This window comes from Hanstruepera ponticola, assembly GCF_012931685.1.
GTDB lineage: Bacteria > Bacteroidota > Bacteroidia > Flavobacteriales > Flavobacteriaceae > Hanstruepera > Hanstruepera ponticola.
Genome location: NZ_JABANC010000001.1, coordinates 450,436 through 473,832 on the forward strand (window position 1 = coordinate 450,436; position 23,397 = coordinate 473,832).

The window sequence follows — 23,397 nt, forward strand, 5'->3', positions numbered from 1 at the left end:
ATATGGGAATGACAATAAATAAATTAAAAGTAATAATACTTTCAAGTATATTTTTAATCAGTTTTACTAATTGTAAATCGGTTCAAAATGCCAATAACAAACAAAAAGGTGCTGTTATTGGTGCTGCAGGTGGTGCCGTTTTAGGCGCCATAATTGGTAATAATGCTGGCAAAGGCGGAAATGGTGAACTTGGTGCTGTGATAGGCGGAGTTGTTGGTGGTGCAGCTGGTGTTATTATAGGGAATCAAATGGATAAACAAGCGCAAAAAATTGAAGAAGAAATCCCTGGCGCACAAGTAGAGCGTGTAGACGATGCTATTGTTGTTACGTTTGATGAAAATAGTGGTGTTTATTTCGCAACAGATAAATACAACATTAATTCAGCTTCACAAGAGACTTTAAACAAACTTATTGGTGTATTTAAAGAGTATCCTGACACTAACATTTTGGTTGTTGGTCATACAGATAGTGTAGGTTCTGAAGATTACAATATGACCTTATCCAAAAACAGAGCCAATGCTGTGACTGACTATCTTTCAGGAAACGGGATAAGTAGAGGTCGTCTTAACACTAATTGGTTTGGTGAGACGCAACCTATGCATGACAACAGTACAGCTGCAGGAAGAGCTAAAAACAGACGTGTGAATGTGGCCATATTACCAAATGATGACATGATTGAAGATGCCCAACAACAGGCTGGAAATTAAAATCTAAAAATATTTTTTTATTTGGCGTTGACATAGTAATCTTGTCAACGCCTTTTTTATTTTCAAATTTCGATATTAACATGTCAACTATTCTACGATACATCATATCAAATACTAAATTACCTGAATTATCAGTAAAAAATACTATCTCATTACTTAATGATGCTTGTACCACTCCCTTTATTGCGCGATATAGAAAAGAAGCCACCGGAAATTTAGATGAAGTTCAAATTGGTGATATTGTAAAATACAAGGAACTATTTGAAGCTTTAGCAAAGCGTAAAATAGCTATTTTAAAAGCCATTGACGAGCAAGATGCTTTAACTCCTGAATTGAAACAGAAAATTGAAACGGTTCAAGATATTACTGCTTTAGAAGATTTATACTTACCATTTAAAAAAAGCAGAAAAACCAAAGCTGAAAAAGCCAGACAAAACGGATTAGAACCATTGGCAAAAATTATCATGGCTCAAAATGCCCATGATATTGAATCTATAGCTTATAAATACGTAAAAGGAGATACAAAATCGGTTGAAGATGCTCTTGAAGGTGCGCGACATATTATTGCTGAATGGATTAATGAACGTACAGATATTAGAAACAACATACGCTATCAATTGGAACGCTTTGCAAACATTTCAACGAAAGTTATTGCCAAAAAAGAATCAGAAGATGACGCCCAAAAATTTCGTGATTATTTTGATTGGAGTGAGTCTTTAAGTCGGATTCCTTCACATCGCTTGTTAGCCATTTTACGTGCCGAAAACGAGGGATTTATTCGGGTGAAAATTGAAATTGATGATGATCGTGCTTTAGATAAAATAGCACAACGTATTATAAAACCTGATAATGCGTGTTCAGAGCAAATTGAGATGGCTATAAAGGATGCTTACAAGCGATTGTTGTTGCCATCATTGAGTAATGAAGCGTTACAAAATGCCAAAGGAAAAGCCGATGAAGCTGCGATAACTGTTTTTGCTAAAAATTTAAAGCAATTATTACTTGGTTCGCCTTTAGGTGAAAGGCGTATTTTGGCTATTGATCCTGGATTTAGAACTGGTTGTAAAGTAGCTTGTTTAGATGAACATGGTAATTTAAAATACAACGAAACCATCTATCCGCACCCACCAAAAAACGATAGTATTGGAGCCATGAAAAAGATTTCATCGTTGTCTGATGCCTATAAAATTGAAGCTATTGCCATAGGAAATGGAACAGCATCTCGTGAAACCGAAAGCCTAATTAGAAAAATCCGATTTAAAAACGATGTTCAAGTATTTGTAGTGAGTGAAGCTGGAGCATCAATTTATTCAGCCTCAAAAATTGCACGTGAAGAATTTCCCAATTATGATGTGACAGTAAGAGGTGCAGTTTCCATTGGCAGACGCTTACAAGACCCTTTAGCCGAATTGGTGAAAATCGATGCTAAATCTATTGGTGTGGGTCAATATCAACACGATGTAGATCAGAATAAACTGAAAAACGAATTGGATCGTGTAGTAGAAAGTTGTGTAAATGCTGTTGGTGTAAATTTAAATACGGCTAGTAAATCGTTATTAAGCTATGTTTCAGGAATTGGTGAAAAATTGGCAGAGGCCATAGTTAAATATCGTGAAACTCATGGCGCATTCTACTCCAGAAATGACTTAAAACGTGTTCCACGTTTGGGTGATAAAGCTTTTGAACAAAGCGCAGGTTTTTTGCGCATTAAGAATTCTAATAATCCGTTAGATGATTCTGCTGTACATCCTGAACGATATGAACTTGTTGAAAAAATGGCTTCAGATATCAATTTAGAAGTCTCAAAATTAATAGGGAATAAAAATTGTCTTAAAAAGATCAATTTGAAGGAGTATTGTACAAATACAGTTGGTTTGCCAACACTTCATGATATTGTACAAGAACTAGAAAAGCCCGGTTTAGATATTAGAGAACAAGCCAAAGTATTCACATTTAATCAAAATATAAAAACCATCAACGATGTGCAAGAAGGTCAATTACTTCCTGGCATTGTCAATAACGTAACTAATTTTGGTGCCTTTGTAGATATTGGTATTAAAGAAAGTGGTTTAATTCATATTTCAAACTTATCTGATGGTTTTGTAAGCGATGTTAATGAGCATATTAGTTTACATCAGCAAATTATTGTAAAAGTATTAGAGGTAGATATTCCACGTAAGCGTATTCAATTAAAACTGCACATTTAGTTTCTTAATAATTTATTATTTTTAAAGAAAAAATCATGAAAACTATCTTCTCTTTATTTTGCGTTACTTTTTTAACAATCACTTCTTTTGCCCAGAACTACGATATTATTTTAAAAACAAATGGGGAAGAAATGGAAGGTCATATTAACAGTATTGATGACAGAACTATAGATTTTAACTATAAAAATGAAACACTCCATTATAAAGTTGACAAGATTGATATTGCTAAAATTACTTTTGCTTCTGGACGCGTAGAGTTTTTTAATGCTAAAAATTCTGACGGAAACAAGGCAGATTTAGAAAACCATCACAATAAAGTTGCCATTTTACCTTTTGCCTATATAAAGGACGAACGTGATGGCTCAAAATCGGTTTCAAATAGAATTCAAGAAGAAACTTATTCCTTATTTAAAAATCATAATGCTGATTTAGAATATCAAGATCCTAAAACCACCAATGCTTTATTAATAAAAGCTGGTGTGACCAATAACAATATAGCCGGCTATACAATGGGCGAAATTTGTCACATTCTCAATGTAGAATATGTGATTCAAGGTACGGTTTCAGTCCAAAAAACGAGTAAAAACACCTACGGTGGAACTGCTTCAACAACCAAAAATTCTGGAAATGCTCATGTAGATAAAAATGGTCATTTAATTGGAGATATCTATGGTAGTGGTAAAAGTAAAACCTATCAAGCTCATACCTCATCAACTATCCAGAATTATGGAACTTCCATGGTCATGAATATTTATAATGATCGTGGTGACAATTTATTTAGTCAAGAACATGAATCATTTTGGAATACGGAAGATGCCTATAAAATAACCTTAAAATATCTTGCCAAAAGAACACCTTTTTACAAAAAATAATTTTAAAATCAGTCTAACAGATAGTTTACTTAACTTTACATAAAATACAAGTATATGTTATCAAAAAAAATAGAAAAAGCTTTAAACGACCAAATTAGAATTGAGGCAGAGTCTTCTCAAATTTATCTAGCTATGGCATGTTGGGCCGAAGTTAAAGGACTAGAAGGTGTTGCTGGTTTTATGTATTCACAATCTGATGAAGAGCGTACTCACATGCTTAAATTGGTTAGATATGTAAATGAACGTGGTGGACATGCACATGTTTCGGCATTAAAAGCACCAAATGTGACCTTTAAATCGTTTAAAGAAATGTTTGAAAAATTGTTTGAACATGAAGTTTTTGTGTCTGAAAGTATTAATGAATTGGTTCATATTTCCTTACAGGAAAAGGATTACTCTACACATAACTTCCTACAATGGTATGTTGCCGAACAAATCGAAGAAGAAGCTATGGCTCGCACCATTCTGGATAAAATAAATATGATAGGAAACGATAAAGGTGGTTTGTATTTATTTGATCGTGATATTCAACAATTAACCATTAGTACAGCAGCTTCAGAAGGCGCTGAATGAAATTAACATTTAATCTTATTTAGATTTAATAAAAATAATTATTTTTGCCATATATTCTTCAATTGAGTCAAGTTTGGGCAAAAAGAAAAAAGAAAAAAAACAACAGAAAGAAGCTTTAAAAACCTTACATAAAGCTGGAGTAATCAATGCAAATAAGGTAAAAAGCAAGTGTTGTAAAAAATATAAAAAAGGCGAAAACAAGCGTTGTGGCAAATGCCCATGCTTTGATTTGCTTAAAAAAGTTGCCTAATTACTGCCTCCCGTTACATGATTTAAATCATATTTAATACCATTTATGGATTGTAATTTTACATTTTAAATGTAAGATTATGAAAAATTTAGTCATTTTAGGTGCGGGTACTTCAGGGACGATGATGTCTAACCATCTAATTTCTAAACTACCAAAAGATGAATGGACTATAACCATTGTTGATCAGTATAAAACCCACTACTATCAGCCAGGATTTCTGTTTTTACCTTTTGACATTTACACCTCAAAACAGGTTAAAAAAAATGGTAAAAAGTTTATTCCTAAACAGGTTAACTATATCCTGGAAAAAATTGATCTCATTAGACCAGAAGAGAATAAAATCAATCTTGAAAGTGGAACCACATTAGATTATGATATATTAATTATCGCTACTGGAACTAAAATTGCACCAGACGAAATTGAAGGGATGAATGGTCCGGAATGGTATAAGAGTATTTTTGATTTTTATACATATGAAGGTGCCAAAGCTTTAAGAAACAAATTAAGAGAATGGGAAGGTGGTAAATTAGTTGTTCACATAACTGAAATGCCTATAAAATGTCCTGTGGCTCCTTTAGAATTTGCCTTTCTAGCAGATTCCTATTTTAAAAACAAAGGTATACGAGATAAAGTCGAAATCACTTATGTAACACCATTGGGAGGTGCATTTACAAAACCTAAAGCTACAGAAGCATTGCACTACTTATTGGAAGAAAAAAACATAAAAGAAGTCACTGATTTTAATATTGAGCGTGTTGATTATGAAAATCATAAAATAATAGACTATGCAGATGTTGAAGTAGATTATGATTTATTAGTAACCGTTCCAACTAATATGGGAGATGCTTTAATTGAACGTTCTGGTATGGGTGACGATTTAAATTTTGTACCTACACATAAAGCAACTTTACAAACTAAAGATTATGAAAATGTATTTGCAATTGGTGATGCCACCAATTTACCGGCATCAAAAGCAGGTTCTGTTGCACATTTCGAAGCAGAAATTCTAACAGATAATATATTAAGATACATAAAAGGTGAGCCCTTAAAAGAAGAATTTGATGGTCATGCCAATTGCTTTGTCGAAACTGGAAATGGCAAAGCTTTGTTGATTGATTTTAATTACACACATGAGCCTGTTGAAGGTACATTTCCCATTCCTGGAGTTGGTCCTTTAAAACTTCTTAAGGAAAGTAGAACCAATCATATGGGTAAAATGGCTTTTAGATGGATTTATTGGAACATGCTTATAAAGGGTATTCATATTCCATTTGTATCGGCTACAATGAATGAAAAAGGAAAAAAATTTGATAAAGTAACTAACTAAATATTTAGAAATTATGATAAAAGTTATAGCAAACAAGGAAATTGAAGTTAACGACGAAGGGTATTTAGTGGATTTCAAGCAATGGGATCGCGAGGTTTGCGAATGTATAGCCGGTGAATGTAACGTTGTTTTAACCGAAAAACACTATGAAGTAATTGAATATCTTCAGGAAAAGCATAAAAAAGAAGAACCACTTTCTATTAGAGGCATTAAAAAAAGTGGTGTGATTAACATAAAGGAATTCTATAATCTATTCCCTGGTGGTCCACTGAAGATCTCTACCAAAATTGCTGGTATACCTAAACCAAAAAGTTGTATATAATATAAAAAACTATGAGTACAAAAGTTAAAAAAATGCTCTTCATTCTATCTAAAGCAACCATAGAAAATGCGTATGCTGCCTTTGTAATGGCTAATGGTGCTAGAATGGAAGGTATAGAATCGGAAATATTTTTTACGTTTTTCGGGCTTGAAGCCATTCAAAAGAAAAAGCTTGAACACCTTAAGGTAGCGACTGTTGGTAATCCTGGAATGCATATTCCAACTATGATAGGTGGTCTACCTGGCATGGAGGCTTTAGCGACAAAAATGATGAAAAAAGAAATGGAAAAATTAGATATGCCGCCTATTGACGAATTTTTGGAAATACTAACTGATTCAGGCTGTAAACTCTGGGCTTGTAAATTGGCTGTAGATATGTTTCACCTAACTAGAGAGGATTTAATTGACGATTTAGATGGCATTCTCACTATTGGTGATTTCTACAGTCGCGCAGACCAAGAAGGTTGTCAGCTACTGTTTATATAAAACAAAAATGCGTTAGAAAATTCTAACGCATTTTTTAAGCCGAATTCCTACTGGCATTAATATTTCCGAATAGTGATCGGGTCACTAATTTTTCAAATATCTCAATTTGTTCTTTGTCTTCAGGCTTTGCTTTTTGAAGTTCCTGAATTTTCTTTAACGCATATTGTTGAATAGTTAACAATGGTAATACAATGGACTCACGAACATCAATTGAAGCCTTTCCTGCAGGTTCTTCTTCCATAAGTTCTTTGTAACCTGTCAGTTTTAATATTAATCGTTTTGATGTTTTATATTCATTATAAATAATTTTCCAAAACTCTCCAAATTCAGGATCATCTGCCATGTATTTTGTTAAATCAAAAAATGATTTTGACAAGGACATCATACTATTTTCTATCAACGTTTTAAAAAAACTAGAACTGTTATATAACTTTTTCACCTTTTCAAATTCACCAACATCCTCATAATGTTTTAAGGCCGTCCCAACGCCATAAAAACCAGGAACATTTTGTTTTAACTGACTCCAACTACCAACAAACGGGATAGCTCTTAAATCTGAAAATACGAGTTCAGAAGATTTACCTCTTTTAGATGGGCGACTACCAATATTCGTTTTGGCATAATATTTTAAAGTACTCATACGCTCTAAATAAGGCAAAAACATGGGGTGTTTTTTAAAATCTGAATAGGTCTTGTAACTTCTTCCTGCCAGATCATTAATTATTTCCCTATTTTCAGTTGACATAGCCAAATTATTTTCATTCAAACGGTTGTAAATTCCTGAACTAATTAATTGCTCTAAGTTATATTGTGAAGAATCCAAGGTTCCAAAATTCGAACTAATGGTTTGTCCCTGAATGGTTAGCTGCACCTCCTTATCTTCAATAGTAGGACCCAAAGATGCATAGAACTGGTGTGTTTTTCCGCCTCCTCTTGCTGGTGGTCCTCCGCGACCATCAAAGAAAATAACGGTAACATCATATTTTCGAGACACTTCCGTGAGTCGTTCTTTTGCTTTAAAAATTCCCCAATTCGCCATAAGATAACCACCATCTTTCGTGCCGTCAGAAAAACCGAGCATAATCGTTTGTTTATTACCCCGTTTTTTTAAATGCGCCGCATAATTTGGATTTGTATAAAGCTCTTCCATAACTTGAGGTGCATTTTCCAAATCTTCAATTGTTTCAAATAATGGTCCAATATCCACAGTTAAATCATCATGAAAGGCGACCAATTTAAGCATAGCAAACAACTGAATGACATTAAGGGTCGTTTGATTATTACTAATAATATACCTGTTGGCTGCTCGTTCGCCATTATTGTCCTGAATGGTTTTTATGGCTTTTATCGTTTCTAAAGTTTTTAAAACATCTTCGTCTTGAAAAAGGTCTAAATCCACCTTGCCTTTAATTTTTGACAATACATCTACCTGCTCTTTTGCCGATAGCTCATGATAGTTCTTTGGAAACACAGAGCTACCACTGGAAATAACCACATCCACCATCGAATTAAAAACAGCATCGTGGGCACGACTGTCTTGTCTGATATCCAAAGCCGCAAAATGAAATCCGAATAAATGTACTTTGTTTATCAAACTAGAGACATCTGAAACAAATAATGATTGGTGCTTGTCTATTAACTCCGCTTTTATGTTTTGTAACTCTTCCTTGAATTCCGAAAGCGTTAATGTACCATCCATATGAGAGCCAAAACTTTTGGCATATAGTTTTTGTTCCAACTGGGCAATTCTATTATCGATCCCCTCAAAGGTTAAACGTCTCTTTAATTTACGGATATCTCGATAATAGTTCTTTAAAATGGTTTGCTTTAATCGCATAGCAACCTTTAACGTGATATCTGGTGTGACAAATGGATTACCATCACGGTCACCTCCAGGCCAAAATCCAATATTAATGATATCGTTTTCAATATCCTCATCATCAAAAATATTTTGTTGGATGTAATCAAAAATGCTTCCAAAGGAATTATAAAACACATTCTCCAAATACCAAATCAAACTAACAGCTTCATCATAAGGTGTTGGTTTTTTATGTTTAAAAAAAGGTGTTTTTCCCAACTGTGCCAATAGATCGTTTATTTTTAAAAGGTCATTGGTTTTTATGGCTTCATCCAAATCAGTTATGATACCCAAAACAGCTCCAGGATAAAATTGAGTCGGGTGAGCTGTTAATACAATACGAACCTTAAAAGCCTCAAGATAAGTTCTTAAGTCTTCCATTTTCCCTTCAGAAGCAGCGGTTTCCTTTAAGCTACGTAAGGTTCCAATACCGTCCATGTTGTTGACTATAGGGAAAGCGGCGTCTTCAATTGCATCAAACAATACCACTTGGCGTTCTATGTACTGAATAAATCGAAACAATAAATTAATCTGACTTTCTTCAGAACGTCTAGCTTGGTATTTTTTAAAAAACGTTTCAACTATGGTCGTTGGATTATCACCTTGTTTAAACCCCAATTCACAGGTTTCATGAAACAACGGTAAAAGTGCACCTGTTTTAGTGATTGAATCAAACGGTAATGTCATAAATATACTGTTGTAAATCTGAAATTTAGACAGAACATTTTGTTTAAACCGTACTAATTTTGGTGAAGTTGACATGACCTTGTTTTTCATAAAAATACTAAAGGAATTTCAAAAATGAATGGCTATTCATAATAATTGCGAATAATTCAACCATAACCTATTTTAAATAAAAAAAGAGCCTTAATAAAGCTCTTTTTTTCGGAATGTTGTAGATACTTTATTTTCCCAGCATCAACAATTCGTTGCAAATTATCTCTGTCATGTAGCGTTTGTTACCATCTTTATCTTCCCAAGAACGGTTGGTCAGTTTTCCTTCAATAGCAATTTCCTGACCCTTGGTTACATAGTTCTCAACTACTTTTACCAAGCCACCTTTTACAACAATGTTGTGCCAATAAGCACGTTCTACTTTTAAGCCTTTTTTATCTTTATAGCTATCATCTGTAGCTAATGCAAATTTGGCCATTTTGTTACCATCTTCAAAATTGATTATTTCAGGATCTTGTCCTAATCTTCCAATCAACTGTACTTTGTTTCTTAATGCGTTCATAATTTTAATTTTTAATGTTAAACAGTTAATACTATCGAGTTCTTATGTTTCGACATGGCAAAGATGCAACAGCTTGCAAATAGCAGTCGGTAGTTACCTATTTAAATTCGTTTGTAAATGTTTGTTGTCGTTTGTAATCGAATAATTGTATTATATTTAAGGGAATTTTTACGCATAAATTAAGTCATGAAAAAACAATTCCTAACCGTAACCCTACTATTTTGTATAACAATCGGTTATACACAAATCACTGAAAAGGTAACCCTAAACGATTCTATTATTGCGTATTTAAAAAAGACTATTCAAGACAAGCAATTGCCAGGAATAAACTTTTCAATAATTGACAATAGAGGAAAAATTAAAAACTATTCTGAAGGGTTTTCAGATATTGAAGAACAGATTCCACTAACTATTGAGCATTCGTTTTTTTCGGGCAGTATAGGTAAAACCTATGCCGCCACGTTAGTGTTTAAGTTGGTAGAATCTGGTAATATTGACCTTAAAAAGTCTTATATGGATTATTTTCCTGACACGGAATGGCTGACCAATCTTCCTAATATTGATGACATTACAGTAGAAATGTTATTACAACATTCTTCTGGGTTACCACGTTACGTATTAAAACCCGAAATATGGAATCAACTTCATGAAAATCCTGACAAGATTTGGTCCTATGAAGAAAGATTATCGGTTATTTTCGAAGACGAACCTGTTCATGAAGCAGGTAAAGGCTGGGCATATTCAGATACCAACTATATTCTCTTGGGCATGCTCATTGAAAAAGTAACCGGACAGAATTATTACGATTTAGTCCGAACTCAAATTCTAAAACCTCAGCATCTCACTCACACCTATCCTTCGTTGCAACGAAAAATTACGAATTTAGCTGTTGGCTATTCACGTATGCCTCCAGCGTTTCATGTCCCTAATAAGACTGTTGATGGCAAACTATATTTTATGAATCCACAGGTTGAATGGACTGGAGGTGGTATGGCATCTACAACTGAAGACTTGGCCAGATGGGCCAAGCTCTATTATGAAGGTGCTCTTTTAAATAAGTCAAGCTTAAATTATATCACGACACCAAATCCAAATGGGACTCGTGTTGAAGGCTCTAGCTCGTATGGTATGGGTAGTTTTATTTATGAAACAGCACATGGTGAAGCTTATGGCCATACAGGTTTTATGCCTGGTTTTAATTCCATTTTTATTTATTATCCAAAATATGGCATTGCAGCTGCCATGCAGATTAATTGTGATTATGCAGTTGGTGTTTTAAATCTAAACGACTTTATGGATGATTTAATTTCCATTTCACAAATTAGTAAATAGACAAACTATGCAAAAACAATGTCCAGAATGTGGTGATAAAATAGTAGGCAGAATTGATAAAAAATTCTGTAGTGATGCTTGCCGTAATTCGTACAACAACCGGATAAATAAGGATAGCAAAAACCTAATTAGAAATACCAATAACCGCCTGCGAAAAAACTACCGGATATTAGAAGAGCTAAATCCTGATAAGAAGACCAGAACTTCTAGGGCTAAACTAATAGAAAAAGGCTTTGACTTTAATTACTTCACCAGTATTTACACGACCAAAGTGGGTACGGTATATTACTTTGTTTACGACCAAGGTTATCTACCCTTGGAAAATGATTATTATGCTTTGGTTAAACGTGAGGATTAATTATTTCCAGTTTTGTCCTTTAAATTTTATAGCTGCCTTAAGGATATCTTTTTGACTTATTTGACCAACCAACTTACCATCTTCAACGATTGGGAAACGTCTTATTTTTGAGTCCAGAAACTTCTTAGCAGCATCAAATACATTCATATTTCCGTCAATAGTTTCAACATTTTTAATCATGCGTTTCTCTACCGTATCTTGCTCCATCGGCATATTATAGTAGCGGCTATCACTTATTTGTTTTAAACAATCTCCTTCTGAAATGATCCCAACTAATTCATTTCTCTCGTTGACTACAGGTCCTCCAGATATCTTATTGTTTATTAAAGATTCGATAACTTCTTCAACAGATTGTTCTGGTTTAAAAGTAATTAAATCTCGTGTCATGTAATCACTAACCTTTAAAGATTCATTTTCTATAGTATTTTGTTGTTGCTTCCTAGCGCCTTGAAAACTTTTTATACCCATGATTTTGACTTTTTATTTTACTAAATATAAATAATTTAAATCTGTAATCCTAAAGCCTTAACGCAACTTTACATTTAGCTTGAAAATTGTTTACTTTTATTGAAAAATAAATGATCTGCATTCATGTTTAAAAAAATCACAGCGTTATTACTTATTCTTATTGTTACTTATTGGAGTTTTCATGTTTTATTACCTAGTAGTATTTCAAATATCGATACTCCCAACGAAAATTTCTCAACTGAACGTGCGCTCATTCCTCTAAAAGAAATTTCAAAAGTGCCGCATTATTTAGGAAATAATGAACACACCAGCGTTCGTAATTATATAATTGAACAACTGCAGAAATTAGGTCTAGAAACTGAAATTCAAGAAGGCTACTCCATGAGTAAATGGGGAAATCTGTCAAAGCCCAAAAACATCTTGGCTAGAATAAAGGGTAATGATTCAGAAAAAGCTTTGTTACTCTTAACCCATTATGATAGCAATCCGCATTCATCATTGGGAGCTAGTGACGCAGGCTCTGGAGTTGTTACAATTCTTGAAGGATTAAGAGCATTTTTATACACTAATAAAACACCTAAAAATGATATTATTATTCTCATTTCTGATGGTGAAGAACTAGGTTTAAATGGCGCTGATATTTTTGTGAATCAACATCCCTGGGCAAATGACGTTGGTTTGGTTTTAAATTTTGAAGCTCGTGGTAGTGGTGGTCCAAGCTACATGCTCATAGAAACCAATCAAGGCAATGCCAATTTAATGAAGCACTTTGTTGAGGCCAATCCAGAATATCCAGTAGCTAACTCGTTAGCATACAGTATTTATAAAATGCTTCCAAATGATACAGATTTGACACGTTTTCGTGAAGATGCTGATATTGATGGTTTTAATTTTGCTTTTATTGACGATCACTTTGATTATCATACGGCTCTAGACACCTACTCACGATTAGATAGAAATACACTTGAGCATCAAGGTTCATATCTCATGCCCTTACTCACGTATTTTGCTGATGCCAATTTAAACAACATTAAAAGCAAAGAAGATTACATATACTTCAATGTGCCTTTATTTAAAACTGTTATCTATCCGTTTTCTTGGATACTACCCATGCTACTTTTGGCGCTAATACTATTTATTTATCTCATATTTTATGGTTTTAAAAAAGGTTCCCTTTCTAGCGGTCATGTTGTGAAAAGCTTTGTTGCTTTTTTTACAACACTTATTTTTAGTGCTATTATAGGATTTGGCTTATGGAAGTTATTATGTGTGATTTATCCTCAATACAATGAGATGTTACATGGTTTTACTTACAATGGACATACTTACATTGCTGCTTTTACCTGTATGACCTTAAGTATTTGCTTTTTTGTTTACCACAAAGCTTATAACACTAAAAACACGGCTAGTTTATTGGTTGCTCCCTTGACTATTTGGTTATTAATTTGTGGTTTAATCGCTTTTAAATTAAAAGGAGCTAGTTTTTTTATCATTCCTCTTTATTTTGGACTAATTGGTTTGTGGATAATAATTCGGCAAGAACGACCCAATACCATTTTATTGGCATTTTTAACCTTTCCAGTTTTGGTCATTATGGCTCCTTTGGTCAAAATGTTTCCTGTTGGACTAGGACTAAAAATTCTATTTGTTTCTTGTATTTTTGTTGTACTTATTTTTGGATTATTGCTTCAAGTATTTGGCTTTTTCAAACATAAAAACCGTTTATCAATACTGTTTTTGTTTTTGACAGGTTGGTTTTTAATTTCTGCACATAATAAATCATCATTTAGCAAAGAAACTCCTAAACCTAACAGTCTATTGTATGTTTTAGATGCTGATAAAAATACAGCTCTTTGGGCTACTTATGATAAGGTGTTAGACGACTGGACAAAAACCTACCTAACAGAGCATCCTGAACCAGCTTCTGAATTACAAAAAAATACCATTGGAAGTAAATATCAAACTGGGTTTTCATTTACCAAAGCCGCTCCAATAAAACCTATACCGCTTCCTAAAATTGAAATTACTCATGATTCTATTATTGATGGCTACAGACAAATTGCTGTTTGCTTCGCTTCCAATAGAAATGCAGAACGCATTGAGGTGTTTGCAGATTCAACTTCAATATTCAAGAAAGCTATGATTAATGGCGTTTCTGCAAAAGAAATAGATGCGACAAAAACGGTTTTTAATAACAGGTTTAATAATAGACTTTTTAGCTATTATGTAACTGACAATGAGCCATTGGATATGGTTTTTACACTTCCAAAAAACCAAACCACTCACTTACAGTTTTATGAGGCGACCTATGATTTAATTGAAAACGAGCTATTAGATGTTTCCAAACGTAATGAGAATATGATTCCCAAACCTTTTGTGCTCAATGACGCTATAGTTGTTAAAACAGTTTTGACAATTAAATAATTAGCATTGTTTTAAGAGTTTGATTAGCTATTTTTTATAGCTTTGGGCGATTAATAAAAATTTCATTTTATGAAACGTGTAATACTAATTTGTCTTTGTGTTCTGGGCGTAAATTCCTTTGCACAAACTAATCAAGATTTAATAAAACATTACGAAGCTTATTACAAGCAAATGAAAAACCAAGGTGATGTTCAAGGTGTAATAAGTGGTTTAACACATCTCAATGTTTTGGCTCCAACTCAAGCCAGACAAGATACACTTGCCATGATTTATATGAGTGAAGGCAAGTATATTCAAGCTTTAAACACCATTGGTATTGACCATAAAGTTGATGATTCAGATATTGCTGTTGAAGTAAAAGCGGTATCCTTAAAATCAATAAACGAGTATGAACGATCCATTGTTCATTTTGAAGAATTGTATAAAAGAAATCCCGAGGTCTCTGTAGCTTATGAATTGGCAGAAGTGTATTTACAAACCCAAAAACTGGATCAAGCAACAAAATATACAGAGTTTGGCTTGGCTAATTCAAAAGACAACATGGGTAAAACCTTTTACGAAACACAACAACCGTATCAGGTTCCAGTTAAAGCTGCGTTTATGTACTTGAAAGCATTGATAAAATTCAATGAAAATAAAACGGAAAACATTGATGCTGCTGTCGCTATTTTAGATGAGGCTTTAAAATTGGCTCCTAATTTTAATTTAGCGCAATTGAGTAAAAATGCTTTATTACAACAAAAGCCTCAACCTGAAAAAAAGAATTAAAAAAAGGGCAGTTTAAAACTGCCCTTTTTAGTTCGTAATTATTTAGTTGCCTTACCAGATTCTCACACGATCTTCTGGAGCAATATACATACTATCACCTGCTTTAATATTAAAGGCCTCATAAAACGCATCAACATTTAATAGTGGTTGAACGGCACGGTTCATACCTGGTGAATGCGGATCAGTTTTAATTCTAGTTTTTAATGCATCATCACGCATTTTAATACGCCATACAGTTGCCCAACTCATAAAAAAGCGTTGTTCGGGCGTAAAACCGTCAATATTTTCAGGTCTGCCGTTTTTTTCGAAACTCATTTGTAAGGCATCATAAGCTGCTAAAACACCACCTAAATCACCAATATTTTCACCTAAAGTGAATTTACCATTTATGTTTACATCTGGTAATACTTCAATGGCACTATATTGCTCGGCAAGGGCAGCACCTAGAGCTTCAAATTGTTCTAAATCTTCATCTGTCCACCAATTATTTAGATTCCCATCTTTATCATAACGTGCACCAGAATCATCAAAACTATGTGATATTTCATGACCAATTACTGCTCCTATTCCACCGTAATTTACAGCATCATCAGCCTTATAATTATAAAATGGTGGTTGTAATATGGCTGCTGGGAAAACAATCTCATTATAAGCAGGATTAAAATAAGCATTCACTATTTGTGGTGCCATGTACCATTCAGACTTATCAACTGGTTTACCTAACTTGTCTAAATCCTTTTTGAAATTCCACTTATTGGCATTCAATGAATTCTGTAAATAAGAACCTCCTTCTTCAACACTTTTTATTTCTAAATCAGCATAGTCCTTCCATTTATCAGGATAAGCAATTTTAATTTTGGTAGCTCTTAATTTCTCGATGGCTTTTTGTTTTGTTTCCGCACTCATCCAGTCCAGTTTATTAATTCTGTTTTCAAAAGCTAAAATCACATTTTTAATCATGTTTTCAGCTTTCGTTTTAGCTTCAGGTGGAAACATTTTGTCAACATATAATTTTCCTAAAGCTTCGCCAATAGTTCCATTTAAAGCTCCTAAAGCACGTTCATCCCTTGGTCTTTGTTTTTTAGCACCATTTAATTCTTTGCCATAAAATTCCCAATTGGCTTCTTCTAATTCGGTGCTTAATGTTCCTGCGGCATTTCGCAATGTTTTCCACTCTAAATAAGCCTTCCAATTGGCAACATTACCATCTGCCAATACTTCCTGCAATCTGTTGTAATACCCTAAATCTCCAATAATCACAGTATCTATTTGTTTAACACCTATACCTTCTAAAAACTTTTTCCAGTTTACTGCTGGCACCATCTCTTGTACTTGGCTAATAGATCTAGGATTATATCTTTTTCTAGCATCTCTTCTATCTACTTTATCCATTTTGGCTTCGGCTAAGCGGGTTTCAAAAGCTAAAACTTGCTTGGCCTTTTCATTAGCTACCGCTTCAGTATCACCAAGGTATTGAAGCATTCTTGTCATGTGTGCTACATACTTTTCGCGCTTTTCCTTTGAATCTTCATCATCTTTAACATAATAATCCCTATCTGGTAATCCTGTACTACCACCTCCTAAATAACCTACATTTCGGTTACTATCTTTAGGGTCTGAACCGACGCCAAAACCATATAATCCGCCACCACCAATTGGCTCCATATCAATCATAAAGTTTTGTAGATCATCAAGATTCTGAATAGCATCAATCTTTGCCAAGTAGGGCTTAATTGGCTCTATGCCTTGCTCATTTCTACCAACCGTATCCATAATGGTTTGATAAAAATGAACTGCTTTTTCTTGGTCAGATCCTGGTAAAATTTGAATTTTCTCTATGTCTTTATTATCAGACATAGCCGATTCCAAAATGCTCAATGCATCAGCATCGGTTTTTTTTCGTAGTTCAGAAAAACTTCCCCAAGTTGATCGGTCATCTGGTATTTCATTGGTATCTAACCAGCTTCCGTTTACATAACGAAAGAAGTCATCATTAGGTTTTACAGAAGTATCCATAAAATCAAGATTAATCCCAGGAACAACATCTTCTTTTACAAGAGCTGTTTCTTCATTTGGTTCCTTTTTACATGCTACTAAACCAACGAAGGCTACAGCACTTAAAAGGGATAATTTTTTAAAGTTAGTATTCATTTGTTTGTGTTTATTTTAATGCTACAATTTACTACTATTTGAACCTTGAATTTTAGTCATTAACATAGATTAACAAAATATTAATAAAAAAAATCCGCTTGAATTGAAAACCCAAGCGGACGTATGCTTTAAAATGATGTTTTTTAATCGGTTAAGATCAACTTTTTGGTTACCGTTGCCTCTGCCGTCTTTAATTGAAGAAAATAGACTCCAGATGCATATGTACTCAAATTTAATGGATAGACTCCAGAAGTAACATCTACATTTTGTTGGCTAACTATAAGCTTACCTGAAATATCGTAAACATCAAAACTAAATGCGTTAGTATTGACAACTTTAATGTTGAACACATTACTAGATGGGTTTGGATATATTGAAAAAGCATTGGTATCAAACTCTTGAGTACTCAAAGTTCCTCTCACTACAAAATCATCAACAATGGCTCCTTCAAAATTAACGGCAGCATCTGAATGGAAAACAATTCTGAAAGCTATATTAGTTTCTGTATCAAAAGCTGATAAATCATAAGTGTACTCTTGCATTAAAGGACTTGTTCCTGTCCATTGAGCACCTGGACAATTATAACAAGTATTGTTTTGCCCAGCAGTTGTGTTACTGTTATACCAATTAGGATCACTTGTTGAACCAAGAACATCCCAATTTTCACCAGAATCAGTAGTGTACTCTACATAAACAATATCCCAATCACGTTCTAATTGATAGGCCATAAAAAATGATAGTTCTGGGCTTGATAAATTGGTTAAATCATAACAAGGCGAAACTAAATGACTTTTAACACCATCGGCGTGATTTCCTGATAAATTTGTTGCATAAACCTGCGTTCCTGAATTAGTGGTATTTAAAACTGTGCCAGTAGGCACTCCTTTTTCCCAATATTGAGAATTAGAACCTTCATCAATTACCAGCATATCATCTGTTCCGTTTTCAAAGGTATAAACCTCATTTATTAGGCCAAAATCATTTGCATAAATTCTAAAAACCTGTGAATCATTATTTACCTGATAGGCATCATTCAAAATCGTGGTATTTATTCTAAAATCATGACTACCACTTTCTAGAGAGAAACTAGGAATATCAATTGTAGCTGTCTCACCAGTACTCAAAAATCCAATCCAATCAAAACTGCTACTAACGTTGTCAACAAAGTAAGTAACAGTAACACTATTTATAATATTAACGCCATTATTCTCAATTACAACTTGTGCAGAAATTTCGGTATCGCATTCAATTGTAGAATCCACACCAATTACCTCAACTAATTTTACATCATCACTGGCCAATAAGGTAGGTAAACCTGACTGCCATATACCTCTACCATAAGTTGAAGCCGTTATAATATTGTCAAAAACATTGATTTCTATATCAGTAACTGAAACGTTAGGTAAATTGTTGTTAAACAATTCCCAAGTTAAGGTTGAATCATCATAACGATATACCCCTAAACTAGTGCCTAAATACAAAGGATTTTCTTCATGTAAACCTTGATGCTTTATCACATTTTTTGTTACGCCTGGCAACCCACTTGAAATATTAGAAAAATTAATTCCGCCATCAATAGACTTGTAAACACTACTTGAGGTCGTAACATAAACTATTGAATTGTCCGTATTGTTTACCTCAATTGAGGTAATATTGGAAGGGAAAGTTTCAACAGATGTAAAATTAATACCATTATTGGTACTTTTCCTTAAGGTAGCATTGGTAGATACATAGATATTATTTGGATTAATTTCATCTATTTCCAATCTGTCAATATTAGTTCCAAAACTTGATGAAACAGCAGTCCAACTAGAACCAGTAAGCTTGTATAAACTTGAATAACCAGCAAACAACTCACTGTTTTTGCTCATAGCTAATGGTGTTACCCAATTTCCTTGCTCACCAGAAGGACCTCCTACTTGACCATTTAAACTGGCTCCTGCTGCTGAAGAAATATTTAAACTTCCTCCAAATTGAACAAAACCATAAAATAAATCTGAATTATTTGGATCTATAGCAGTATCCATTCCATCAGCACCATAATAGTTTTGCCATTGATTATTACTAAAAGCATGACCACCATTATCCTGTAATCCTCCAACCATTTTTGAAGATGTCTGTTTTGAAACAGCAACCTTATAAAACTGACTTATTTGCATGCCTGCTGTTAGGTCAGTAAAGTTAATACCAGAGTTAGAAGATTTGTAAAAACCACCATCTGTACCAGCATATAATTCACCATTGTAAAAACGTAAGAAATGAATATCTGCATGAGTATAAGCATCTGAAAATGGTGCATTCCAATAATTTAATTTTTGGAATGTTTGACCACTGTTACTAGTTCTCCAAATATTTAACACACCTACATAAACTTCATCCTCATCAATATCAGAGACACTCATTGCCATATCGTACCAAGATTGTGTACTTTCGAATATATTCCCAACAGATCCTTCATTAGCCACTAAAGAAAAATCATCACCTTGATTCGTCGATTTATAAAGTCCTTGAAAGCTATTCGAATTAGTAGCTGATAGTAAGTAAACAACATTAGGATTGTCTGGAGTAACATCAATAACAATACGTGAGGATCCAACTGGCAAACCATGCCCTAAAATAATATCAAAGTTCTCACCTCCATCAGTGGATTTAAAAAAGTTACTTGATGAAACGGCATAAATGATATTTGGATTACTTGGGTTAATTTTAATATCTCTTATGTTAAGTCCTCTAGTCCCATTGGATGCATTACTTAAATTGGTATTTCTCCAATTTATACCAGCATCTGTTGTCTTGTAAACACCATTGTTAGTAGCTACCCATAAAACATTAGAATTGGTTGGGTGTATATAAATGTCGTTCATAGAGTTTGGCGTATTACCTGGATTTAAATCAGTTGTTGTCCAAGTATCACCTCCATTAATAGATTTCATGACACCAACACTGTAAGAGTCATTAGCATCATCATCACCGGTGGCAATATAAATAATATCTGAATTATTATAGTCAATCGCTATTCCTGAAACTCCAATTTGTGGTAAATTGTCAGTTGTAGTAGTCCAATTAGAACCAGCATCCGTTGACTTCCAAAGCCCTCCAGCAGGTGCTCCAACATAATATGTGTTTGGGTTATTAGGATCAACAATAACAGCATTTACCCTTCCTTGTCCAGATGACCATGAACCTGTATTTGTGTGGGTAAAAGGTCCTACTGGTATCCAATTACTTTCATCTACACGTCTTCGATTTTGCTCTGAATTGTTTACTGTCTCCCAGGTTTCCCATAATTCTTGCGAAGTTGGTAACGTTCCATCTTCTTTTACAAAATTTTGCCAATAATTTTTCCATCTCATAAACGGCTTAAAGCCACTCCCTTTTACATTTGGATCTCTTGTTTCCCAATAAGAATCAAAAGCATCAACAATTTCTTGAAATGTAACAGGGTTTGTATTTCGTCTTTGTTCAACATTCAATTCCTTCATCCAAGGAGCTTCTTGGTTAAATTGAGCGTGTGTAAAAGAGAATGCAAGAATAAAAAGTACTGGTAATATCTTTTTCATTTGAATTGTTTTTTGGGGAAATAAGTCAGAAAAAAGAAGATTGCTATTAACCTAAATACTTAAAAATGACTGATTTCACAGTGAAATTTGGTAGCCAAAAATAATATAAAAAATCTATAATTAATAGGTTTTAAAAAAAATTAGTTGGGCTTTTGAATATTTTGAGACTCTTTTTCAATTTTTTTATTCATTTGAAGGTTGAAATTTGAAAAGGCTATCAAAAATTCCTCAACGGCACCTAGTACAAGTTCCTTTTTGGGATTTGATTGGTTAATAAAATTTTCGAGTTTAAAAATTTTGGTTTCCAATGCAACTACACGCGAGAATATCTGTGGCGTATTCATACTCTCCGGGATAGTTGACTTTAGTTCTTCGCAAAGCGCATTTACAATTTCGCTATTCCCTTTAAAAAATGAAAGATTAGCAGCTTTAACATCCTCAACAATACGGTCTAGTTCACTATATTTTTCCCAACCACTTATTTGCTTCTTTACTTTTATGTCTGGCAAAAATTCAATGTATTTTAAGTTTCCAATATCTGCCTGGCTTACTAACGTTTGAGAATTCTGTTCAATGTTAACCTCAACATCTTGTTTGTTTGAATCTTGACAGGATATAAGACAAATAAAAAATAAAAAACTTACGAATTTCATGACTTAACTTTACTATAAAAGACAAATATATTGTATTAATTTTCTTTAAAATCGAAATTAAAACATATCCTTTGATTAAAGTTCTTATTTTAAGTAAAATTTATGATGCCTTTGTTTTTTCTTGTTAAATTTGATGACTTTTTTAAACTTTATTTAGATGAATCCAAAAATATTAATCATTGGAGCTTGTGGACAAATAGGATCTGAATTAACTCAAAAATTAAGAGCTATTCATGGTGCTGATAATGTTATTGCTAGCGACATAAATTATGGAAATTTAGATGTTGTTAATTCAGGATTATTTGAGATCCTAGATGCTCAAGACTACTCCAGTATGAAGATATGCGTTGAAAAATATAACATTGATACTATTTATCTGATGGCAGCCATGTTGAGTGCAACGGGTGAAAAATACCCTATGAAGGCTTGGGATTTAAATATGGATTCACTTTTTAATGTTTTAAATCTTGCCAAAAATAAAATCATCAACAAAATATTTTGGCCTTCTAGCATTGCCGTTTTTGGACCGACAACTCCAAAAGAAAATACACCGCAATATACTGTTATGGAGCCAACCACTGTTTATGGAATTACTAAACAAGTTGGTGAAAGGTGGTGTGAATACTACCACAATAAATATAATGTTGATGTCCGAAGCATTCGATATCCGGGAATAATAAGCTGGAAAACCTTACCAGGTGGTGGCACAACTGATTATGCCGTTGATATTTACCATAAAGCATTGACTGACAATCATTATGATTGTTTTTTATCTGAACATACTGAACTTCCAATGATGTTTATGGATGATGCCATAGAAGCGACTGTTAAAATAATGCAAGCTCCTCTCGATTCTATAAAAATTAGATCTTCATATAATTTGGCTGCTATTAGTTTTACACCTGAACATGTTGTGAAATCAATAAAATCACATTTGAAAGATTTCACAGTTTCCTATGAGCCCGATTTTAGGCAAGAAATAGCCGATTCTTGGCCAAAAAGTATTGATGATAGTCATGCTCGTAAAGACTGGAATTGGAGTCATCATCACGATTTGGAAGCTATTACTAATGAAATGCTTACCAATCTAAAAAGTCTAGCCAATCAAAATTCCTAAAAGCTTATTTAGCTTAAATTACAAAATACGCAACTTATCGTATGTTGCCATAAACAAAGTTTTTCTATTTTAGCCTTAAAATCAATAAACTAACATCATGAAAAACTTATTTTTTATTGCAGCATTGTTATTCTCAACAACGCTATTGGCTCAAAAGGCAAAAGTAACCAAAGGTGATTGGGAGAATCTTAAAGGAATCACTGAATACAATGTTGTCTTTGACTATTCTAACCTCTCAATACCTAAATACGATTCTGAAGAAGAGTTTTTAGAGGATAAAATGGCTAAACGTGACGAGAAAGAGCCAGGAACCGGTAAAAAATTCAAAGAATCTTGGTTTAGTGATAGAGAGGAATATTATGAACCACGATTCATTGAAACATTTAATGATAGATACAAAGATGGTGCCGTAAAAGTTGAAAAAGATTCAGGTGCTGAATATACCATGAAAGTTCATACTACTATGATTTATCCTGGATACAATATTGGGCTTGTAAGGCATAACTCGAAACTCGAAGTAACTTTAAGCGTCTATAAAACTGGAGAGCCAGAAAATGTTATTTTCTCTGCAGATTACACTAAAATTGAAGGTCAAGGAAACGGTGGATACGATTTTAATTCTGGTCAACGTATTGCTGATGCTTATATTATTTTTGCTAGGGCTCTAACAAAGCACATGTATAAAAACAATAAGTAACATACTTAATCAAAATCATAAATAAAAAGCG

Annotated in this window: 20 protein-coding genes; 14 read left to right on the top strand and 6 right to left on the bottom strand. The window is 33.6% G+C overall.

The annotated features are described in order from the left end of the window. The first annotated feature begins 2 nt into the window (after nucleotides 1-2). From HGK31_RS01970 to HGK31_RS02005, 8 genes are all read left to right on the top strand, one after another. The gene (locus HGK31_RS01970; protein WP_191858257.1) at nucleotides 3-707 is read left to right on the top strand and encodes an OmpA family protein; all 705 of its coding nucleotides are present in this window, start codon (nucleotides 3-5) and stop codon (nucleotides 705-707) included. A gap of 80 nt (nucleotides 708-787) precedes the next feature. Next, nucleotides 788-2,914, top strand: a complete 2,127-nt coding sequence (locus HGK31_RS01975) for a Tex family protein (protein ID WP_191858258.1) — start codon at nucleotides 788-790, stop codon at nucleotides 2,912-2,914. Between the two features lie 35 nt (nucleotides 2,915-2,949). After that, the gene (locus HGK31_RS01980; RefSeq protein ID WP_104734901.1) at nucleotides 2,950-3,786 is read left to right on the top strand and encodes a hypothetical protein; all 837 of its coding nucleotides are present in this window, start codon (nucleotides 2,950-2,952) and stop codon (nucleotides 3,784-3,786) included. Between the two features lie 54 nt (nucleotides 3,787-3,840). Further along, complete coding sequence (locus HGK31_RS01985; protein ID WP_191858259.1) at nucleotides 3,841-4,359, top strand: ferritin; 519 nt, start codon at nucleotides 3,841-3,843, stop codon at nucleotides 4,357-4,359. A gap of 73 nt (nucleotides 4,360-4,432) precedes the next feature. Next, nucleotides 4,433-4,609, top strand: coding sequence for a hypothetical protein (locus HGK31_RS01990; RefSeq protein ID WP_162919940.1), 177 nt, complete (start codon nucleotides 4,433-4,435; stop codon nucleotides 4,607-4,609). A gap of 79 nt (nucleotides 4,610-4,688) precedes the next feature. Then, complete coding sequence (gene sqr / locus HGK31_RS01995) at nucleotides 4,689-5,936, top strand: type III sulfide quinone reductase, selenoprotein subtype (protein WP_191858260.1); 1,248 nt, start codon at nucleotides 4,689-4,691, stop codon at nucleotides 5,934-5,936. A gap of 13 nt (nucleotides 5,937-5,949) precedes the next feature. Next, entirely contained in the window at nucleotides 5,950-6,258 is a 309-nt protein-coding gene (locus HGK31_RS02000) for a TusE/DsrC/DsvC family sulfur relay protein (RefSeq protein WP_191858261.1), read from the top strand. Between the two features lie 11 nt (nucleotides 6,259-6,269). After that, nucleotides 6,270-6,743 (top strand): DsrE/DsrF/DrsH-like family protein, encoded by a 474-nt coding sequence (locus HGK31_RS02005; RefSeq protein ID WP_104734905.1) that lies wholly within the window; start codon nucleotides 6,270-6,272, stop codon nucleotides 6,741-6,743. 34 nt (nucleotides 6,744-6,777) lie between these two features. On the opposite strand, the gene HGK31_RS02010 is transcribed toward HGK31_RS02005, so the two are convergent. Both HGK31_RS02010 and HGK31_RS02015 read right to left on the bottom strand, forming a co-directional pair. Continuing rightward, nucleotides 6,778-9,363: a phosphoenolpyruvate carboxylase gene (locus tag HGK31_RS02010; RefSeq protein ID WP_191858262.1), complete on the bottom strand. Its 2,586-nt coding sequence runs from the start codon at nucleotides 9,361-9,363 to the stop codon at nucleotides 6,778-6,780. 142 nt (nucleotides 9,364-9,505) lie between these two features. After that, on the bottom strand, nucleotides 9,506-9,838 hold the full coding sequence (locus HGK31_RS02015) for a single-stranded DNA-binding protein (protein WP_191858263.1): 333 nt from the start codon (nucleotides 9,836-9,838) through the stop codon (nucleotides 9,506-9,508). Between the two features lie 186 nt (nucleotides 9,839-10,024). Between HGK31_RS02015 and HGK31_RS02020 the strand changes: the two genes are divergently transcribed. Continuing rightward, a complete protein-coding gene (locus HGK31_RS02020) occupies nucleotides 10,025-11,170 on the top strand; it encodes a serine hydrolase domain-containing protein (protein WP_191858264.1) in 1,146 nt (381 codons plus the stop codon). Nucleotides 11,171-11,177: 7 nt separating this feature from the next. After that, nucleotides 11,178-11,528, top strand: a complete 351-nt coding sequence (locus HGK31_RS02025) for a hypothetical protein (protein ID WP_104734909.1) — start codon at nucleotides 11,178-11,180, stop codon at nucleotides 11,526-11,528. Here the strand turns inward: HGK31_RS02025 and HGK31_RS02030 are convergent, their stop codons facing one another. Continuing rightward, on the bottom strand, nucleotides 11,529-11,996 hold the full coding sequence (locus HGK31_RS02030) for a CBS domain-containing protein (RefSeq protein ID WP_104734910.1): 468 nt from the start codon (nucleotides 11,994-11,996) through the stop codon (nucleotides 11,529-11,531). It abuts the gene before it with no gap. A gap of 123 nt (nucleotides 11,997-12,119) precedes the next feature. Here HGK31_RS02030 and HGK31_RS02035 point away from each other — a divergent pair, with 123 nt between their 5' ends. Both HGK31_RS02035 and HGK31_RS02040 read left to right on the top strand, forming a co-directional pair. Next, nucleotides 12,120-14,420, top strand: a complete 2,301-nt coding sequence (locus HGK31_RS02035; protein WP_191858265.1) for a M28 family peptidase — start codon at nucleotides 12,120-12,122, stop codon at nucleotides 14,418-14,420. Between the two features lie 69 nt (nucleotides 14,421-14,489). Then, the gene (locus HGK31_RS02040) at nucleotides 14,490-15,188 is read left to right on the top strand and encodes a tetratricopeptide repeat protein (RefSeq protein ID WP_191858266.1); all 699 of its coding nucleotides are present in this window, start codon (nucleotides 14,490-14,492) and stop codon (nucleotides 15,186-15,188) included. A gap of 51 nt (nucleotides 15,189-15,239) precedes the next feature. Here the strand turns inward: HGK31_RS02040 and HGK31_RS02045 are convergent, their stop codons facing one another. The 3 genes from HGK31_RS02045 to HGK31_RS02055 all read right to left on the bottom strand — a co-directional run bounded on the left by HGK31_RS02045 (nucleotide 15,240) and on the right by HGK31_RS02055 (nucleotide 21,552). After that, nucleotides 15,240-17,339 carry a M13 family metallopeptidase gene (locus HGK31_RS02045; protein WP_191858267.1) on the bottom strand — a complete coding sequence of 700 codons (2,100 nt, stop codon included), beginning with the start codon at nucleotides 17,337-17,339 and terminating at the stop codon, nucleotides 15,240-15,242. Nucleotides 17,340-17,482: 143 nt separating this feature from the next. Continuing rightward, nucleotides 17,483-20,899 carry a T9SS type A sorting domain-containing protein gene (locus HGK31_RS02050; protein ID WP_191858268.1) on the bottom strand — a complete coding sequence of 1,139 codons (3,417 nt, stop codon included), beginning with the start codon at nucleotides 20,897-20,899 and terminating at the stop codon, nucleotides 17,483-17,485. Between the two features lie 140 nt (nucleotides 20,900-21,039). Further along, nucleotides 21,040-21,552, bottom strand: coding sequence for a hypothetical protein (locus tag HGK31_RS02055; protein WP_191858269.1), 513 nt, complete (start codon nucleotides 21,550-21,552; stop codon nucleotides 21,040-21,042). Nucleotides 21,553-21,709: 157 nt separating this feature from the next. On the opposite strand from HGK31_RS02055, the gene HGK31_RS02060 reads away from it, so the two are divergent. Next, a complete protein-coding gene (locus HGK31_RS02060) occupies nucleotides 21,710-22,669 on the top strand; it encodes an NAD-dependent epimerase/dehydratase family protein (protein WP_191858270.1) in 960 nt (319 codons plus the stop codon). A 97-nt stretch (nucleotides 22,670-22,766) separates the two neighbouring features. After that, nucleotides 22,767-23,366, top strand: coding sequence for a hypothetical protein (locus tag HGK31_RS02065; protein WP_191858271.1), 600 nt, complete (start codon nucleotides 22,767-22,769; stop codon nucleotides 23,364-23,366). The last annotated feature ends 31 nt before the right edge of the window (nucleotides 23,367-23,397 follow it).